Raw genomic sequence first — 19,570 nt, 5'->3', positions numbered from 1 at the left:
GCTGTTATTCTCGAATGGGTTGCGACGGAAGCGAGGAGTTTGTGCTTATCGTGTGCGCAAACTGCACTGTTACGCCGTTCCTTCCCTCGCTTCCTCGATCGAAATGATGTCTCGGGGCGCCGTCGCTTTGGCAAATGGAAGAGCGTTTACCACGTCGCGCTTCGCCTGGCTTCTCGCTCTGGTGTAGACGTTCATCGTTAAGTGAAGTGAGCTATGCCCGATGATCTCTTGAACCGATTTGGGATCGGCGCCATTTTCAATCGCCAGCGTGGTGAAGGAAACTCGTAGAGCGTGAATATCAACCGCCCCTCCTCGTTTCGCATCTCTAATGCCAGCCTTTTTGCAAATCGCGTAGAAGTGCCGCAGCAGGTTGTTTCGCAACGGCGTATTCGCCCCGCTTACGAAAACATGGTCTTGGGAGAAGTTCGCCGTCTGTTTGGCGGTCACGTCGGGCGTGATTCCCTCGACTGGTCGACGCTGCAACGCTTTGGCGGCCAGATCGCGGATAATCGCGACGGCTTCGTCGCAGAGCGGCACCTCCCGCTGTTGATGGTTCTTGGAAATTTCTGGCCGAACAATCGCGACGCGACGCTCGAGGTCTACGTCCCTAAATCGCAACTCTACCAACTCCTTCAGCCGCAGTCCTGTCGTCATGAATGTCAGCCAAACCGGCCGCAGAAAACCTGGGCTCTCTTGTAGGATCGTTGCCACCTCGTCCGCAGTCAGCGAACGCCGTTCCTTCTTCTTCCGGTCGTGGCGAAGCGGCTTTAGACCGCGAATAGGATTAGACGCGATGTAGCCCCACTCGACCGCCTTGTTGAGCATCCCGTTTAGAACCAGCACCTGCTTATTTACGGTCCGCGGCGTCACCTTTTGGCCGAGCCTCCATTGCCGAAATCCCATCACGTAATTCTGAGAAATATGACGAATCGATTGCGGTTTCAGGTATTCCTCAAACTTCTTTAGCGTCGATTCATATTCGCCGGCGATTCTCGTCTGCTGTTTCGCCCAACGCAGGAATTCGGTCTTTAGATCGGCCCACGAATAATCGTTATCCAAGATCCCAAAATCGGCTCGGTCCGCTCTGGCTTTCAATTCGTTGAGCAACTCGCAGGCGGCTCGGTAGTCGCTCGATAGCCGCTTTCTAATCGGCCGGCCGTTAGAAGAAAAGCGGGCGTAATAAACGTCGCCACGCTTCCATAATCCATTCGGAAGCTTCTTCGCTCTCGGCATCCACATTCTCCTAAAAAAGCGTCGGCGAGTAGGCGTTCTGCGCGAGCCTCGCCTGACAGCCAGCACGGGCTGGGAAATGAATCGCTGGTGAATTAAACGCGGCTTTGGAAGGTCCGTCCAATTGCTTTCAGGAAACGGCCGCTGACTTTATGCCGAAAACGTCTGGCGCAAGGTATTACCACGAGATTCATGTTCATTGGTTGCGTAAATGCTCGAATGGGCGGCTGTTTTATCAGACCGGAGCCAAGGCAAAAACGACGACGAGAATGACAATAGACGATCGACCAAAAGAGGATGCGGGACACTTGTTCCAGCGGTCGAACACTTTCGTCCTGCATCACTTTTGGGGCCATTTTCGAATCGATCTGGCTAACGAAATCTTCTCCGTAAGCGCGAAGGCGCTGGTGTCGATCGGCGTGGTATTCGCAAGACCGTGGGTCGCTTTCCATACCCTTGTCGGGCGAGATCACGTGCCGCAGCAGTGAAATCACCGCCGTGCTCTAGCAGCGCATAAGCATGAAACTTGCTGTACCCCTTGTCCGCTTCGAACGGATGTGCATTTTGCGAAAAGACATAGAGAACACCAGACTTTTCATAGTTGGTGGTTGCACTGCATCCATTGGACTTTCCCGGTCGGGTCCAATGCTCCGCGTCCGCATTCCCGGAACCAGCGAAGCGCCAACCATGCTGTTGCAATATGGTTCGCCAGTCTCCGCGCGAATTAAAGTCGTCTCCAGGTCGATCGGAATGGAATACATCGGCTTTGGTCCCTAAAAGTCGATTCACTGGTCCTGCTCTTGGAGGCTCGTATTTGTCGAACGAGCGGGCCACATCCAGCAGCAATTGGCGTTCCGCGAGAGATATCGTAGGAATCTTGGTGAAATCCATGTCGGTTTCAAAACAGTAGTGCGTTTGCGTCGGATGACAGTCCTTTGGAGAGGGAGGCGCCAGGCAGTAACCTCCTTCCCCTTTTGTCTCAATTATCGTCTTCCAAACGGAAGCCTCGTCCGAAGCCGGAATGCGAGCGAGCTTCTGGCTACCTCCGATCGTTTCGCAGCGGTAGTAGAGATGAAGCCCCGGTCGAGGCGTTTTGACCCCGATCAGTCTCTCCAATAATCCCGGGCACTTTTTCTCAATGAGCCGCTTAAACGGATCTACAAGGTCGAAAGTATCCAAGTCGAGAATCTCCAGGTTTCCGCTCACGCGACCGCCAACGATGGCCAGACCACATTCAGCGTCGTGCGGCGAATCGGATCGAAACCAGTCACGTATCGCCTGAAGGGTTGGCTGGCGGCCTTTGAACTCTGCCCAGGATCGAGAATACTTGTTACGGCTATCGGACCAGACCTTTGGCAACTTATCGAACGCCGGCTGTTTCTTCCTATCCCTGGAGATCGGAATGAACGATAGTCCGGCGTCGCGATAAGCTCTAGCGGCACGATACATTTCAGCTTGGGTTGGCGCCTGACACGACTCGACGATGCTGCGTGGAGGACGATTTGAAAAAGAATTCCGCATCGATATACCCTGTTATTCCTTCTGCTCCCGGCCTTGTGGGAACGCAAATGGAGCCGAAAAATTCGACGGTTTAACGCTGAATCGGAAACTCGTTCCCACCCGATCGTCTAACATAGAAGCCCGCAGGCAGATCACCCCCCAATGATCAATCGATGGGGAGTGCATCGCTCTTAGCTGGCTACCAGGCCAATCTACCGGGAACGCTGGGAACACACTTCAAGAGGCTCTTTCATTTGTGAAAGAGAAGAACAGCGAGAGCGACTCCAAGAAGGGCGTCGCCCTCGCTGAACGACCACTTACTTCATTACGGACCTTACAGCGCTCCGTTTGATCGCGATTAAGTTCATCAGAGAACGTTCCCTCCCGATCCGCGCCTTCCTCGTCCGTCGATTGGTATCGTTGGTAGAAAGCCACCCTTGGTCGAACCAGGTACGAGTGATCGCAACAGACTCAAAGTTGGCTGATTCAAGAATCTCCGTAAGTCGTGATGGCACAAACCCAATCCACTCCCATTCTCCATCATCGGTGCTTGGATTCGATCCACTCTTATCCCAGCGCCCCGCCCAGCCGTTGTTAGGCTGGCGTCCGAGCGGTGATGCTTGGTCGAAAAAGCTATCCTGGTTCGACCATGCCCATTCCATCACATGCCGAAGCGCTTCCTGTGAGCGATCGGCTTCTCCCGCTTCTTCGACGAGACTCTCCCAAAGCGGCTCGATCGGATCTGAGTATTCCCAATCAAATGGCAGCGCCTGGTGCGCTATCCAAGCAGTTGTTGAAATCGCTGCGAAGTGCGTTGCCATCCGGCCGGCGTAGGGACTATTTACCCTTCTGGCCATTTCTTCGAATCTATTTCGTTCCTCCTCGTATCGCCGACGCCAGCCGTCCCATTCTGCTCGCCGGTCTACTGCAAACTGAATTAGTCGCCGTCCAGCATGCCCAAAGTGCTGCCGCACCGTCGAATCTGTCTGGCTAACTAACCGTCCAATTTCGGGCGAAGAGGCGTCAAACGGCGATCCCCAGAGCGAGAGAACCCGCCGGCAGTTCCGGCAGCTCCGACTCATCCACCGGATCCGGTTCTTTGTACTTCTCCTGCCAGCCTTTGGGCGGTTGTTTTCCTTTCGCTTCGTACTTCGCCAGTTCGGCTTCTTCCCATTTCTGGCGGCGCTCTTTGCGGATTCGTTTCAGCAGTTCGCTGGCTGGTTCGACGTTGGGGTTTTGGGCTCGCCAGTCGGCGGTCAGGTCGCCGCGGAAGGCGGCGGCCAGCAGGCTTTGGCGGAACTGCTCCAACAGCGGCCCTACCTCAGAAAGCGCCTCGCGTGCCTTTCGGCTGCGGTCTTGAAGGGCATCGATTTTTTCGACGATTCGACGTTGCTCTCCTGTCGGTGCAACGGGAATATCGAAATTCTTCATTCGAGTCGACGACAACTCCTTAAATGTCGTCCCACTTGAAATCGATTCAGCATACGCTTTAGATGCCAAAAGGTAGTGGCGTACATACTCAGGCTGAATGTCGTTCTTTAAAACGAGATTCTTGAATCCCTGGTTCGTGGCAATTGGGTTTTCGGCTATCGCGCAATACCCAATTGGAGCACGGGACGTAAAGAGTACCGTTCCCACCGGCAAGACTCTGGCGCTAGACGCAGCCAACCCCTTCTCGGATAGACATCGCTTCCCTCTTCCAATGTAAGCGTGAACGTAACCCGTAAGATCTGCCGGCGTGATCCACGAAATACCATTCCTTGCAAAATTCGTCGGATCTTTCGATGGTGGCGTTCCTCCCGCGACTATGTCTGCAATTTTCTCCGCCGTAGTCCACTTCCATGTTGCAGGGATTTTCCATCGACTCACGCACCCACCTCCGGTTTCTCCTTCAAAATTGTCGCGAGCGCATCAATTTCTTCCAGGGCCAATTGCAGTCGCTCCCGAATCGCCGCGGCAATTTCATCCGGTTCGGGCAAATCATCGTGATCACTGGCGTTCTCGTCTTTCAACCAACTTAGATCAAGATTATCGCCCCGTTTGTCGATCAGCTCCCGCGTAAAACAGCGGAAGCGCCCTTCCTCTCCCTGGTCGGTTCGCTTGCTGGTTCCATCCGCCTTCTTGCCGTAGCATTTCTCGAACTCGGCGAAGTGCCCATGCGTCAGGGGAGTTCGGACGCCGAACGACGGCATGTTGGCCCGTAGGTCGTAGACCCAGACCTGTTTCGTATTGCCGGCGTCGGTTTTGCCGCGGGTGAAGAAGAGGACGTTGGTCTTGACCCCTTGGGCGTAGAAGATACCGGTCGGTAGTCGCAGGATAGTGTGGAGATTGCACTTCTCCATCAGGTCGGCCCGGATCTTGGTTCCGATCCCTTCCTCGAACAGGACGTTGTCGGGCAAGACGACGCCGGCCCGGCCGCCGGGCTTGAGGGTGCGATAGATATGCTGCAGGAAGGCGAGCTGTTTGTTGCCGGTGACGAAGGTGAAATCGTCGCGGGTCGGGCGGCCGCCGCCCCGTTTGGTGCCGAACGGCGGATTGGTCAGGACCAGGTCAGCCTTAGGAAGCTGCATGCCGTCGGGCGAGAGGGTATCGCCGAGCTTCGGATCGCTGTCGATGCCGTGCAGCATCGCGTTCATCAGGAGGAGGCGATGGGTATCGGGGACCAGTTCGACGCCGACGAACGCCTGGCGGCGCTGAAAGTCTTGCAGCTTCTCAGGGAGATCGAACAACTCGTCGGACCGCTGTTTGATGTAGCGGTCGGCCTGAATCAAAAAGCCGCCGGTGCCGGCTGCCGGATCTTGGATCACCTCGCCGGGCTGCGGCTGCAGGCAGTTGACCATGCACTCGATCAGCGGACGCGGGGTGAAGTACTGGCCGGCGCCCGACTTCTTCTCGCTGGCGTTCTTCTCGAGAAGCCCTTCGTAGAGATCGCCGAGCCCCTCTTCGCGAGCCGAGTACCAATCAAGCTTGTCGATATCGCTGACAAGCTTGGCCAGGTTCTTCGGCTGCCGGAGCGACGTATTGGCGTCATGAAAAATCGCCTGAATCCGGCCGGCGCCTTCGTTGCCGAGATGAACGAGGAGAGCCCGATAAAAACCGAGCTGATCGACGCCATCAAGCTGAGCGAGATCGTCCCAGCGATAACCGTCAGGAAGCATCCCCTCCTGACCGGTCTCCTTCATCATCTTGAGGAAGAGAAGATAGGTCAGCTCGGTAACGTATTCGTGGTAAGTAATGCCGTCGTCGCGAAGGACATGACAGAGGTTCCAGAGCTTGGCGACGATGTCTTGGGTGTTCATTTACGGGTTTTCTTTATTCTGCTCGTACTAGAATCCAGCCTTCACGACGCACTTGATCGATCTCCTCTTCACGCAAATCCCGGTCTAACATGAACCTTGGCGTTGTCAGGCAAACATCGTCTGGATTTCTTCGATATTTCAGATGATCCCATGCGGACAGTGCGCACAAAAACGCATCGAAAGCGTCGGGGGAACCCTTTTGCTCAATCGCCCATTCGAGCCATTCTTGCTGTTCTTCACGAAGTGGAATCTGGTATTTCCCAAGGAGTTCTTCAAGAAGCTGACGACGTATGGCTGGTATCTTTTTATAGTTTCCCAATTTGGCAGCAACTCGCTTGACAAACGCGCCGGGATAGCATTCAAACAGAGCCAAACGATCTTTACAGAGCTCTAGTCCAAAATCAATGGAATGCGGAATCGACTTCAATCCGAGTCTAGTTTCCGCCCAAGATCTGGCCGCGAGGGCAATACGATCCGCTCCCACAGCTAGAGGTTGAATACTCTCGAACCTTTCACATAGTTGACGGTCGCAGAAACGAAACGCGAACCTCTTTCCGTCAGGAATTGCGGTCATCTCTTCGACGCAACTCTCCGCAGACCAATTTTGTAGAAATTCAGCTTGATTCGTCGGCCAACCAAAAGGAACGTCGACCGCTACCGACGCCACGCAGTTCGCCTCGCGAACGATACCAAGTATCTCAACGAATGCTTGCTGACTGGGCCTGCAAAGGAGCGTCTTTGATTTCTTCCCTTTGGCAGTAACCCGCGGCTGCGGCAGCAATAAACATAGTTCACCGACAGTGAGCCCTTCGGTTATGACCAAGACGCAAAGTCCCCAATTGCTTTCCTGGGCGGCGAAGTCGAGGCCGATTGCTACTTGAACAGACTGCTCCTTCAGCTGATTCCGAAGCGCCTGTAGCATTGAATCAAGTTGCGACTGTTGCATCTATAATCTGCAGCTCCACAGATTGCATGGGTGAGTCTTCGCTAAGTAACCGCGAACTCGATCTCGATAACTATATAGAGTTACGAGAAATCTTCGCCCCGCCTTGCTTATCGGGAATCGGTTGCGCCACGAACAAAGTCAGCTAATCCCTCCATCCACTAATCGCTGCGCACAAGTCGCAAACCGCTACGTCGCCGTATGCCATATACGGGAAAGGACCTGCTTCAGCACAGCAGAAGCAAGTTCCAAAAGGCTGCCACGCATCACGCGAGGCAGCGTTAATACCCTGAATCGCCGAATAGTACTTCAGCCAATCAATCGCTTTTACTCGTCCCCCGTGAACATCTTTCTTACGGCGTTTGCAGCTCCTTCCACGTCTGCAACGCCAGAAACCGCTGAAGCTGTTTTCACCATGGCCATCTGGCTAATCAATCGATCAAGACGCTCGCACAGTGCGTTGCCGATTTTGATTTGATTCGACTTGAGCTTATCCACGTCATGGCCAATTTGTTCAAGTCGTCCTACCGCACGGTCCAATCGCGCTGTTGAAGACTCCATGAACTCGCGCATCGTCGCTATTTGCATCTCGACCAGGCGATAAGTTACCTGCGGGATTGGCGCTGCACCGTGGACGTGACCGCAATTCTCACAAACGATCACGGCAATTGACGTTTTGACGAGCGTATTCAGGCTCGCCTCATTGATCTCTTTCAGTTGCTGCTGGAGTTGATCTTCGGCAGACAGCCTGCTGGAGACCACCTTATCCGCTTCGGCGGAAAAGTGTTCTTGGATCGACTTTCGGCGCTCGTCAACTTTCGCCAGAAACTCGCGCATTCGGAACTCCGTCATCTGCTGCTTTTCGTCATCGCCGATCAAGTACTTCATCGCCTCGTCGGTTTCGGCCGCCATTTCTTCGGCGATTCGCCGTTCCATCTCGACTCGCTTGGCTTCCGCTTGAGCCGCTAGCGTCTTCAGCTTGTCGTCGGACTCCGCGCGGATGCGAGCAACCTGCGCATTGGCGTCCAATTCCAGCTGATGAAGAGAGGATTCGATCTGACTTCGCTCATCCTCGACGTGGGCCATCCGCGTACGAAGAGAAACGGATTCAGCGGCGGGACCAAATACCTCTACATAGCAAAAAGCGTCTGATCCGCACTTCGCGCAGCATGGACTGGAATGCTTGTTTATCGCAACTACCCCAGGATCTTGACTGTCAGCCATAGAAAGTTCCTAGCGGAATATGAGGAATGAGGGATGTTGTGTCTCAATTGGGGACTTGATCAAGCCGCCTGCCAAACGGCATCCGCGATCTCTCGCAAGATCGCCGCCAGCTCTCCCTTGAAAATCTTATCGAGCCGCGAAAATCCGCCCTGCTGCTTAAACTGGCCGGACTCTAACGCTTCCCGGTCGACGATCACTTCCTGTTCCAACTGCTTGCCGATTCGCTCCAGCCAGATGCGCTGCGGCGCCGTCCAGGCTCGGCTGGCGAGGATCTGCTTCATTGCCGCTTGGACACGATCTTTGTGCGCCAAAAGGGGCTGCCCGCAGGCGACGTGGCGGATGTAGCCGATGATCGACGCGGCGATGTCTTGGTTGGTCGTCTCGCGCCAGGCGGTTTGCAGGTTCGATTCGGTGAAGCCGGCTTCGTCGAGGGCCAGGCGGAGTTCTTTCAGCTGCTTGCGAGTCAGGTCGCGGGGACGCTGGGCGACGACTAGCAAGGCCGGCAGGTCGTTCAGGTGTTCGGTGACGAAGTTGCGGAACGCTTCGAGATAGTCTTCCGGGCGGGTCGCTTCGCCGTAGCCGCGGTCGATGCGGCGGAATTCGTCGGGATGGTCGGAAACGACGTAGCGGGCGCCGCGGGGGCGGACGTCGTCGAGGATTTCGCCGGTAGTGGTGCGGTCGCGGAGCCAGGCGGCCAGTTCCGCCGGCGGGGTCGCTTGAATGTGTTGGATCAACTGCTGGCGGTTCATGCCGGTCGCGGTTTCCAGACGCTGCTGCTGGCTATCCGAGAGCTTTTTGCGCTGCAGTTTGGCGAGGATTTGGTCTTTGATCTGAATGCGATACTTTTCGTCGTCGATTTCGCACAGCTCGGTCACGAGCTGCGAAAACGAAATATTGGCCTTGGTCACGACGGGACGCATCTGGCTGACGTCTTGCAACTGGGCGTAGAGATCGACGGCGTCGAAGATCTGGAACCGCTCTTTGTCCTCGCCAGGGGCGTACAAGTCGGTACAAAGTCGCGTCGCGCGGCCGAGCATCTGCTCGAACAGGATACGGCTCTTCACGCGGCGGAGGAATACCAGGTTGACAATCGAGGGGATATCGATGCCGGTGGTAAGCAGGTCGACGGTAACGACGACGTTCGGCAGCTGTTCGTTCTTGAAGCGGCGGATCAACTGGAGCGGCTTGTCGGCGGCGCCGGTGATCTTGATCACTGCGTCGTCATGGATCGCGCCATAGGCGTCGTCGAGCGACTCTTTGAGCAGACGGACCACCATATCGGCGTGTAGATCATTGACGCAAAAGACGAGCGTCTTGCCGGGGAGGGTCGGATCGATGTAGTCAGTGAGAACTTTGCAGACTTCGCTATTGAAGTTCTCGGTGAGGACTTTGCGGTTGAACGCTTCGACTTCGAAATTGACTTCGTCAGGGGTGTTGAACAGCTCCAGCTGATTGGTGTCGGAGTCGAGATACTTCATCTCGTCGCCGCGATCGTAGCGGATCCCCTCTTCCGAAAGCTTGGTGATGATCCGGTGCGGCGGCTCGTGGTCGACCAGCCAGCCGTCGACGACTGCCTGGCGGTAGGAGTACTGGTAGATCGGGGCGCCGAAGATCTCGGTCGTATGCAAAGCGGGGGTCGCGGTCAGGCCGATGCGGACGGCGTCGAAATGATCGATCACGCGACGGTACTTGGAGATGTAGTCGCTCTCGCTCCGGAAAGCGAGCTCGCCCTCGCTCATCTCCTGGTCGAGGTTGTAGCCGCGATGGCACTCGTCGACGACGATGCAATCGTACCAATCGACCGGAACTGGCGGGCTATTCTCTTCCGGGTAGAGCAGGCGTTTGACCATCCCTTGCACGGTGGCAATGTGCAGTTTGGTTTCGGTATCGGGGCGCAAGTCGCCGAGCTGTTTGACGTCGTAGATGTCGCTGAAGGACTGGTAGTTCTCGATCCGGAGATCTTTGAGGGCGTTGCTGGTCTGTTCGCCGAGTGCGCTGCGATCGACGAGGAACAGCACGCGGCGGAAGCGTCCCAATTTAATGAGCCGATAGATCATCGCGATGCAGGTGCGCGTTTTGCCGGTGCCGGTCGCCATGGCGACGAGCATATCGCGGCGGCCTTCGGCGATCTTCTGCTCGACTTCTCGGATGGCGGCAACCTGGTAGTCGCGTAGCGGCAGATAGTCGAACGGCTCCTTTTCGAGTCGACGCTGGGCGGCCGCTTGATCTTGGGCAAGGAGCTGCGTGAGCCCTTCCGGGGAGTACCACGACTCGAGGGCGCGGGAGTGGTGATGGTTGTGGCGGACGTCGAGGAACCAGATGCCGCTTAGCTCCTGGATCTGACGCAGGAATGGACGTCCATTGGTGGAGAAGAGGAACGGGATCCGGTAGTTCTCCCAGGGACCGCCGTTGCTGGGGAGCGTTTCATCGAGGCGAATATCGCGACTGTAGCGTTTTGCCTGAACAATTGCGCCGGCGCAGTTCTTGTTCTGACGCTTCGCTTCGACGACCGCGACGGGCGTCAGCCCGACGAACAGGCAGTAATCGGCCGGTCCGCTGTCGGTGGGCCATTCGGCGATCGCCAGGTTGCGACCTTTGACGGGACGCGTTCCTTTGGCGTAGCGGAACGTCTCGGAGTCGGCCTCCCAGCCAGCGTCGCGCAGCTGCGAATCGATGATGCGGCGGGTATCGGTCTCGTCGAGATCGAGGTTCTGCGATTCTTCGAGGGCGACGGCGGCTACCTGTTCGCGCTGCTCGGCGGGCGCAGCGGCGACCTCGGCCTGGACGAGTTTCAGCTTTTCGCGGAACTGGGCCTGCTCAGCGAGGAGTTGCTGCTCGGTCTCAGCGGCGAGATCGAGCGCGGCATTGAGGTCTTCGTAAGCCTTTTCGGCAGCGGCCTCTGCTGCTTGACGCTGTTGGGCATGTTCTTCGGCAGAGGCCTGGGCGCCGTCGGCGGTTGCCTGGGCGGCGGCTAGAGCCTCGCGTAGACGTTCTAGCTCTACCTGGAGGTCGACTGCGGCCTGATTGGGATCCGGGGGCGGAACGAACGTGGGACGCTTGAACGAGCGATCCCCGCTGAACGACGCATAGAACCAAATCGCCAGCTTGTGGGCCATGCGAAGCTGCTGGAGAGCTTCGCGGCGATCGCCGGCGTTTGCGTGAGCGGCGTCGTTGCCCGATTTTCGCAGTTGGTGGAAGACTTGAGCGACTTCGTAGTTGCAAACTCGGCCGTCGCGGAGCTTGTTGATGGTATCGAGGAGGGAGTCGCGCTCCATGACCGCGATGCCGGAAAAGGCGGCGCAGTGATCGGCAAGCAATTCGGCGAACTGACGGAGCTTGATCAGGGCCGAATTGGGGTCATCGAAGACGTAACGCTCGGCGAGAGCGGCGTGACGGACAAGAACGTCATCGAACAGGCCCAGGAATGAGAAATTCGGCGAGTTTGGCGGGGATGGGGTCATTCGCAGGCGAGACCAAGGTGCGGGAGGCGCATCGCGAAACTGGAGGCGACGCCAAAGGCGCTGCAATCCCCTCACAAACAGCCAGAGCGAGACTAGGTGTTGAGCACGGATGCGTTTCTGAATGTACCAAGCCAAGGGGGGCTCGGCAAACATTCTCGGGGGACGGATCGGCCGGGTGCTGCGAGTTGCTACTGCTGAGATCGGCCGCTGGGAGGTTTGAGGATCTCAACCGCATTCTCCACAAACTACTGTACGGCTCTTTGTGAAAATTGGGGCGATTTCTGATGAAGCCAACCCAATTTGCAAACACGAAAGTCGCTTGTCTTCGAACAGATTGCGTCAACCTGTATTTGTAAATGACTATCGCACCACATGAAGTGCATCCTCCGCCTACAGCAGGGCGTTTTGAGTTTCCGATTTCTAATTACGTAATTAGAAATCGGAAGCGTCACTGCCTATCAGTTGAGCCTGTTTTGGGATCCATGCCGCAATCTCCCTTGGAACAGCCGAGGAATCGTACTCGGCCCGGTTCACGACGGTGACTTGACGACCTTTGCAGGTGAAATGCTTGCGTTCGCCGTCCACGAGTTCGAAAGCAAGCTTCTTGACGAAACGTACAGGTCGTGCGTGCGATGTCACGAATTCTAAAGCTCTGTTACCGACTATGCGGCTGATGGATCCAAACTTCTCCCGTCATGTCGATATCCAGTTTCTCAACAGAACGACTTCGCAAGCACGCATCACCGTATGTCCCTGCACCGTAACCATGGCGGGGAGGAGGGCGATAGCTCTCGTCCCAATTGCCGGCAACCGGCTTTACCGGCGGAGTCTCACTTGCGGTCGTCGGTCCTCATCGAAAATCAGTTAGTTCCAAAAGGTCATCCGGCGACGAGCGAGAACAGCTAAAACGCCAGGCAGCGAATTGGATGTTGGTGAGGAATTTACGATTTTCTGCCACTAGCGTGTCGATTTTCCGAACATCAACGTCGGAAGTTAGCGTTCCTCTGGATATCCGCGGTCAACGCGGCCTATAGACGAAAGATCATCCCCCTAATCTCAAGGAGACGGGTCTCATGAAATGCCAGTTAGAAAAGCCGGCCAACAAGTTGCGGTGTACAATCGGGCGCATTTGGATCGTTAACTATCGCGTCGTCCAACGTTTGTCGCTCGACGATGTGTTGCAACATTCTACGGGACGTCCGACAGTTTTCACGTATAAGGCGGCCGCCAAGTTGAGCGGTATCGGTTTTCCGGACGAACAGTCGAAGTTTTTTCAGCACTTGGGGATTCGCCAGTTCGCGATCGTGGCCCGCACCCAGATGCTGACGATCTCAGGTTCCAACTCGCGGCTGAACCGCTTTCTCAAACCTGTTTCGGAAAACCAGCTCGAATCACGCCGCCAACTGAAGCGAATCGTCGCCCATTGGAAGGTGCCTAGCCTGTTGCTTCACACTCTCGCCCCCTACGATCCGGCCAAGGCTCAACAAGCCGCTTCGATCGACGGAGTTTCGAACCGACAGCTCCACTGTGCGGACCAAGCCGTCGATGCAAGTCCGTTTTCGGGCGGCTTCATCGCTCAACGGGGCAGCAAACAGCGCGGCCAAGTTGGGAAACGGGGTGGAAAGTTCGTGAGAACGAACCGAAGCGGACGCCGTAACGGCGGCTCCCGCAGCGCCTCCTAGGGCCGAGAAATTCCGCGAGAAGCCCAGTCCAGCTCGTAGTAGTACTTACCACGGCGGGCTGGGCGTTTTTCCTCTACCGGCAGATCCGGGGCCGCTGTCGGCCACCAACTTTCTTCATCGTCACGAACATCGACTGCCGTCAGTTGGTTCGCTCGAACGCCCTCTCTAAACTCGTCGAGAGGATTGACATGCGTTGCGACGAATTCGAGGTCATCGGTCGCCGAAGTTACAATTCTTACGGCTTCCTTGGCGAATTTCCGTAGGTTTTCGGTCGGATTGCTTCACCAAGCGATCGTGGGCCGGAGCCTTCCTAGTCCCGTTGAAGTTAAGACGCTGCCAGTAGAACGTCTACAGGGGCGCGGAGTGAACACCATGTACCAAGTCGTTAGCAGCTTGCCGATTGACTTGACTCGGCGGAGCGTCGGCTTTTGCAACGTCGGCTACGACCTGTTTTCCATGACGTGCTCTCCTCGCAGTCATTCTCGTATCAACTAATTCTACTGTCGTCGCGCGCGGCAATGGCGTCTTCTCAAAGTCGCGATTTTTCTTTGCGACCTGTAGCCAATTTCCTGGGGGGCGGTCGTTCCTTCTAATTGGAGCGGCTGAGTCCCATTTTAATCCCGCTATTAAATATCGGGAAAAATGGATGTTTGATTCTTTAGACTACTATTTACACCCGGTAGAATTGTCCTACTCCCTTTTTTTACGCCCCCATCCCCACCTCCCGGGGGCGGACCTGAAAGTGCCAGCCATGACCTACTCCCTTACCATCATCCTTGTCATCGTCGGTGCCTTCCTCGCAATTCAGGCGGTCTGTTTCGGATTTTCGCTTGTGTGGCTATGGAGGAATCTGGGAATCGTCCGGGCAAAACTTGCATTGGAAGCGAAACCGAACAGCACTGCGGGAACACCCCAATCGACGTCGCAATTTGATTGGCTCACCTGGTTGCAAGCCGAATTCGGTTATCGCGGAGACTCCGGCGACCGTGGGGCAGCCTTGCGAGAACTCGATCGCCGACTCGGCAGCTATCCGGGACTGGTCATCTTGCAACGCATCGGGCCAGTCGCACCGCTCCTGGGCGTCGTCGTGACGGCGGTCAGTTTTCTGATGTTGAATCTCGGCCCGATTTTTGCGAGCCAAGAGGCCAACGCTTCCTTTACTGGCTTCCTGGACGGCCTGCTTCGCGAAATCCAACCGCTTCTTTGGGGCACGTTGGCTGGCGCTGCCCTCGCGATCTTGAATCTGCTACTGCTCCTGATACTACAGTACTGGGGAGATCGATTACGCAACGTATGTCTTGAGTACTACGACGTACTTTTCCGAAAGCATTGGCGAGAGTCGCAATCGAACCGAATTGAACTAGCGATCGAGCGATGGGGAGTTGAAATGTCCTCCGCGACGGCGACGCTACGTGAAACTTGCGGACAGATGAATAACGCGCAGCAAGATGTGCTGAATTCCGTCCGCGCGCTCGCATCCGCTGGGGAGGCCCTGGAGAAAAACACGCTCACGCTGCAACGGGCATTCGAGAACATCGATTCGTCGACCAATGGCCTGGCCCCGGCCGTCAAGCAACTGACGGTGACCGCCGAGAATTTCTCCAGCGCCGCCAATTTGATCGATCGTGACGTCTTCAAAAGACTCACGGAAACGTCGACTCGTTTGATCGACTCTATCGCCGAGGGCGATCTATTTCTAAAACAGCTTTCCGGCCTGGGCCTGCGAGCCGCCGAGGCCTCGCAAAATTTCGATTCCGCGGGTAGTGCGATGCGCGACGCCGCTTTGAAGTTGAGAGATGACATCGGAGACGGGCTACTGGCTTCCGCTAGCGCGCTCGATCGCCTAATCGTTGACTCGGCCATGCAGTCGCAGAACCTACAAATGACGTCGATCGACGTCGCGGACCGCTTGTCGAAAGTAGCGGACACGATGGAAGCGTCGGTTCAACGCGACCTAGACATTGCCCAAACCACACATAATCTTGGTCAGGCTGCCCGCGACCAAACGGAAGAATTGCGAGAAATCTCGGCCGTATTCGCCCAGGTCGTCAGTACGCTCACCGGAACGGCTGAATCCTCACAGCAGATGCTGGCGCACTATCAGCAAGCGGGCAAAATGAGCCAGGAGGCCGCTCGTCAGTTGCAGGCTTCCAGCGAGACGATCCATTCGGCCAGCGATCTGTACCGCGGCGCGATTCAGGACTCGTTCCAGCAGGCAGTCGATTCATTGCACCAGACGATTTCTACGACCGAGACCAGCGCTCGAATGATGCTGGGAGAACTGGGAAGCCTCGCGGAACGTTGGACGCAGACCAACTCCGAACTTCACGGCTCGGTAGCTGGCCTAGCGCAGTTGCAGTCCGCCATTGTAAGTCCGCTCGAATCGTTGAATGAAGCGGTAACGGTAGGCATCGGCCATCTGGCAGAATCGCAGCAAATCCAGCTTGACAACGCAGGACGCTCGGCCGAGCTATTGCAGCAACTGAACCAACGATTGGAGCAATCGGCCGCCGCGATTCCCAAACTGTCGGAGCTTCATCAACGCGAATCGGACCTGAACGCGGAAGTCCGTAAGGAACTGCGTCGCGAACTTGAGGATATGTCGCAGTCGTTCGAGAGGTTGCGGAACAGTTTTGGTCAGATGCAGGAGGCGAACGAGAAGACCCTGGCCACCGCTCAAGCGCAGGTGGCGGAAACAGCAAGGACCTTCGAGACGCTTCGAATGCAATTCAACGCTTCTTGCGCGGAGGCGGCCGCCTCCGCGCAAGAAGACCGGAAGGCCATTCGCGACGGCATGGTCGAGATTGCTGCTGCCCTCAGTCTCCTTCAACAGCATCTGAACCACAATGGGAACGGCGCCAACCAGGTGAACAATTCACACGCTACCAATGGAAGCGGATGGTGGCCGTTCCGCCGGTAAGCCCCTCCACGCTGGTCCTCTCTTTTCGCAGTACAAGCAGTAACAGAGTTTATCGGAGCATTAACATGTCATCACCATGGCGCGAGCATGAGTCAAGTGAATACGGCGCCCTGGGTTGGATCTCAAACCTTGACGCTTTGATGATCGGTTCGATTCTGACGTTTTTCGTCGCGATCGCCGCGTTGTACGCCTATGCCCAAGCGGATTCGGAACTTCGCAAGAAGAATCTTAAGGAAGAAGCCGGCGTCGCAGAGGTGAACGATCTGGAGCGAAAGATCGCCGATCTGATATCGCAAATCCAATTACTGAGAGCGGAACTCGAAAAGCGAAATGCAACAATCGCCGCGTTGGAAAGTCACCAGAGAGCCTTGGAAGCGGCCGAAAACGAATGGAAGCTGGCCTACGCAGCCGCCAAAGCCGATGTGGAGACGCTGCGGAAGGAACTCGACGAACTCATCAAACGGATTGCGGCGCTGGAGCAAAGTCTGAAGCTGAAAGGGGAAGAGCTTGCGAAGGTAAAAACAGAGTTTGAACAGTTGAAAGATTTGTCAAAGACGAAGTCGGAACTGCTGGCCCAAATCAAACAAATCGACGCCGAACTCCAGGCAATGAAGCGGGAATTTGAAATTATTCTCGCTGAAGCGAATGAATTGAAAAAGAAGAATGCGTCTCTCGAAGCCCAGAACCTGAAGATGCAGCAGGAGTTGGCCGCAATATTGAAGAAGATGCAAGAAATGCAGGAGGAGCTTGACCGCCTCAAGACGGAGGCGAAGCGATTCCGCGTCGAAGAATTCATCGTCCGACGGCAGTTGCTGGGGATTCCCAGCGATCTCCAGTCCGTGGCGATCCTCGTCGACCGTTCCCTTAGCATGAAGGCTCAGGACGACGGTAAGAATATGGAGGCGGCGCAAGGAGGATGGGAGGTCGCCAAAGAGACGGTCCGAACCTGGCTGGCGGGGCTCGATATGGAACGAAGCGTGTTGATCACATTCGGTACCGACGTCAAAGTGTTTCCAGAAGGAGCGGGGTTGCTCGAAACAGGGCAGGATGACGTCGGTCGCAAGAATCGCGATGCCTTATTAGCGCAACTCGACAGCTTGAAGCCGGGCGGATACACGAACACGCTTGGTGCGCTCGAGAAAGCGTACGAACGCGGAGTTTCCACGATCATTCTCTTTACCGATGGCGAGCCGACCGTTTCCAGCGACGGGAATCATGGTTCTCCGGAAGAGTTGACGCAAAAAATTTTGACACTAGCCAAAGAGAAGAAGATTCCGATCGTCACCGTTGCGCTCGGGGACTACGGCTATCCCGTATATCGCCCCCAGGTACGCGATGAAACTTTAGCGGCGGCCGTAAAGCGAGGGGAGGTCCGCCCCCGACTGATGGAATTCCTGACGTCGTTGTCCCACGACACCGGCGGCACTTTCATCGGAAAGGCAGCCTACGCGGCGGCTAACCACGCTGAATAACAGCTCTCTGGCGGAGGTCGAGAATGCAATACGAAATTAGCTTGATCGAACCGGAACTGATCCGCAACTCTCCCTTGGCGCTGCTCCTCCGCCAAGAGCGTGAGCACGCGCAACCGCCGCCTGGAAAATTCGTCGATCGCCTGCTGAAGCACTTCTTGGAAATGGAGTTGCGATGGGATCTTCCTGAGCATGAGCGGCGTCGGGACGCTATTGGCAAGATCGTCGCTGGCGTCGAGTCGAAGTCATTCGACCAGGTGGCCGGCGTAATGCGCAACGAATTCGTTCGCTGTTGGTCGACCAGCAGCGACCGCGCCAACTTCTCGGTCCCGGAGCACGTCGAAACTCGCATGGAGCAGATATGGTATGAATCCGACGCTTTCAATTTGTCGCACTTGCCGACATGGGAAGGCAAGACGATTCGATGGTTGGGCAAGATCATCTTCGACCGGTCACTTCCGTTTCGCTTCGAGTCGCTTGAAGACAGTAAGGAGCCGACCCCGGAGCAGTTACGACAGTTCATCGAACAACTCGAACAGCTCCCAGAAGAAACTGGAGAGCTGGAGGATTGTCAGCATGTGGCGGCCCATCTGAGAGCCCAATTCAATCGCATTTCGGAACGCCTGCAGCAAAGTCCGTTGCAGGCGTATTTGAACGAGTTGTCGGCCCGCTCGGCCAGCATCGCATTCTGGCTGAATCAGGACTTTGCCCGCCAATCGCTGGAGCGAAAGATTCGGACCCGCGCCAAGTTCTTCAGCCGAATCGGCCAGAAGCAAGCGAAGGTTGTGATCGATTCCGCACTCGCCTACTTACCTGATTTGTCGCAGTGGCGAAACGTGCCGGAGCGACTCCGTCAGATTGATCAGCTGAAATCCGATGAAACCGATTTCAGCCGTGCTATTCAGTCGGTCGCTGCGCTGCCGCATCTCCGTTCCATTGTTAGAGCTCATACGTTCGATCTCGATTGGATGGCCGAGCACCTGACGGAAAACCTGGGACGCGAGCTGATCGACCGTTCTCAGACGCTGCAAACGCGCTGCGATGCCCTGGACGTGACGCTCAATATTCCGTCTTCGTCGCCGGTGGCCGAGGAATTGGTCCCGCTGCCAGACGAACGACATCTCTTCGCTCTGCAAATGACCGCTCTCCAACAACTCGCGGAAGCGTCGCGGCGGATCGATCGACTGGAAGAGCGATATCGCGAACTCTGCGACATCGCATCGACGTCGCTGCTCGCTAATCTTCAATTGCTCAACCTGGATGTGGGCGAAGGGGACTCGAAGAACTGGGTTGAACGCCAGGTCGAAGCGGGGAACTGTCGCGCAATTGGCGATCTGAATTACGCCCTGAACGCCATCCGCCAGACCGCGGATCAGGTCCGTCAGTTGAGCGGACTGCCATCGCTGGAAGCGCTCATTGGCGTCGGCGACCCTCTGCGCTGGACGAGTAAGATTACGGCAAGGGAGCTACGCGGTTTTTCCCGACAACCGTCCCACGATGATCTGGCGCAGTACGTCCGCACGATGCAATTTCTGTTGCACGAAACGGCCTCGCTGCGGGATCTCGACGGCCTGGACTCGATCGCGGAGCGTGTCTCCGAGCACTGCCAGTCGTTGACCGCGGCCAAGCTCACCTTAGAGGAATTTCATCAATTATTGCGTGATCTGCTCTATCGCTTGTTGCGGACGTCGCACAACCAGCATCCTGGTTTTCTGGTACAGTTGAAGCACGAAAGCGATCTTCCCCAAGCCCTTGGCGAATTGGAGCGGATTGATCCCGACTCCGCTCCAATTCGTCAGTTGCAGGACATGGGAATCGTTGTACGAAGAGGGAATTCTTAGA

Annotated in this window: 12 protein-coding genes; 4 read left to right on the top strand and 8 right to left on the bottom strand. The window is 56.1% G+C overall.

Annotation, left to right across the window (positions count from 1 at the left end; translation table 11 throughout):
- Nucleotides 1-69: 69 nt before the first annotated feature.
- The 8 genes from LOC68_RS01785 to hsdR all read right to left on the bottom strand — a co-directional run bounded on the left by LOC68_RS01785 (nt 70) and on the right by hsdR (nt 11,657).
- Complete coding sequence (locus LOC68_RS01785; RefSeq protein WP_230214954.1) at nt 70-1,233, bottom strand: tyrosine-type recombinase/integrase; 1,164 nt, start codon at nt 1,231-1,233, stop codon at nt 70-72.
- A gap of 369 nt (nt 1,234-1,602) precedes the next feature.
- Entirely contained in the window at nt 1,603-2,679 is a 1,077-nt protein-coding gene (locus LOC68_RS01780) for a bifunctional DNA primase/polymerase (protein WP_230214952.1), read from the bottom strand.
- A gap of 368 nt (nt 2,680-3,047) precedes the next feature.
- Entirely contained in the window at nt 3,048-3,551 is a 504-nt protein-coding gene (locus LOC68_RS01775) for a hypothetical protein (RefSeq protein WP_230214950.1), read from the bottom strand.
- Nucleotides 3,552-3,753: 202 nt separating this feature from the next.
- Complete coding sequence (locus tag LOC68_RS01770) at nt 3,754-4,599, bottom strand: restriction endonuclease subunit S (RefSeq protein WP_230214948.1); 846 nt, start codon at nt 4,597-4,599, stop codon at nt 3,754-3,756.
- Nucleotides 4,596-6,029, bottom strand: coding sequence for a class I SAM-dependent DNA methyltransferase (locus tag LOC68_RS01765; protein WP_230214946.1), 1,434 nt, complete (start codon nt 6,027-6,029; stop codon nt 4,596-4,598). Before LOC68_RS01765 ends, LOC68_RS01770 begins: the two co-directional genes overlap by 4 nt.
- Nucleotides 6,030-6,042: 13 nt before the next feature.
- Nucleotides 6,043-6,975, bottom strand: coding sequence for a DUF429 domain-containing protein (locus LOC68_RS01760; protein WP_230214944.1), 933 nt, complete (start codon nt 6,973-6,975; stop codon nt 6,043-6,045).
- Nucleotides 6,976-7,299: 324 nt separating this feature from the next.
- Entirely contained in the window at nt 7,300-8,196 is an 897-nt protein-coding gene (locus LOC68_RS01755; protein WP_230214942.1) for a hypothetical protein, read from the bottom strand.
- A 59-nt stretch (nt 8,197-8,255) separates the two neighbouring features.
- On the bottom strand, nt 8,256-11,657 hold the full coding sequence (gene hsdR, locus LOC68_RS01750) for a type I restriction-modification system endonuclease (RefSeq protein ID WP_230214940.1): 3,402 nt from the start codon (nt 11,655-11,657) through the stop codon (nt 8,256-8,258).
- Between the two features lie 1,073 nt (nt 11,658-12,730).
- Between hsdR and LOC68_RS01745 the strand changes: the two genes are divergently transcribed.
- The 4 genes from LOC68_RS01745 (at nt 12,731) to LOC68_RS01730 (ending at nt 19,569) form a co-directional block, all read left to right on the top strand.
- Entirely contained in the window at nt 12,731-13,339 is a 609-nt protein-coding gene (locus tag LOC68_RS01745; RefSeq protein ID WP_230214938.1) for a hypothetical protein, read from the top strand.
- A 646-nt stretch (nt 13,340-13,985) separates the two neighbouring features.
- Nucleotides 13,986-16,259: a hypothetical protein gene (locus LOC68_RS01740; RefSeq protein ID WP_230214936.1), complete on the top strand. Its 2,274-nt coding sequence runs from the start codon at nt 13,986-13,988 to the stop codon at nt 16,257-16,259.
- 65 nt (nt 16,260-16,324) lie between these two features.
- Nucleotides 16,325-17,731 (top strand): vWA domain-containing protein, encoded by a 1,407-nt coding sequence (locus LOC68_RS01735; RefSeq protein WP_230214934.1) that lies wholly within the window; start codon nt 16,325-16,327, stop codon nt 17,729-17,731.
- A 23-nt stretch (nt 17,732-17,754) separates the two neighbouring features.
- On the top strand, nt 17,755-19,569 hold the full coding sequence (locus tag LOC68_RS01730; protein ID WP_230214932.1) for a hypothetical protein: 1,815 nt from the start codon (nt 17,755-17,757) through the stop codon (nt 19,567-19,569).
- Nucleotide 19,570: the final 1 nt, after the last annotated feature.

This window comes from Blastopirellula sediminis (assembly GCF_020966755.1).
Classification (GTDB): Bacteria; Planctomycetota; Planctomycetia; order Pirellulales; family Pirellulaceae; genus Blastopirellula; species Blastopirellula sediminis.
The sequence above is the reverse complement of the archived record's forward strand: the minus strand, read 5'-3'. Positions and strand labels throughout refer to the sequence as shown.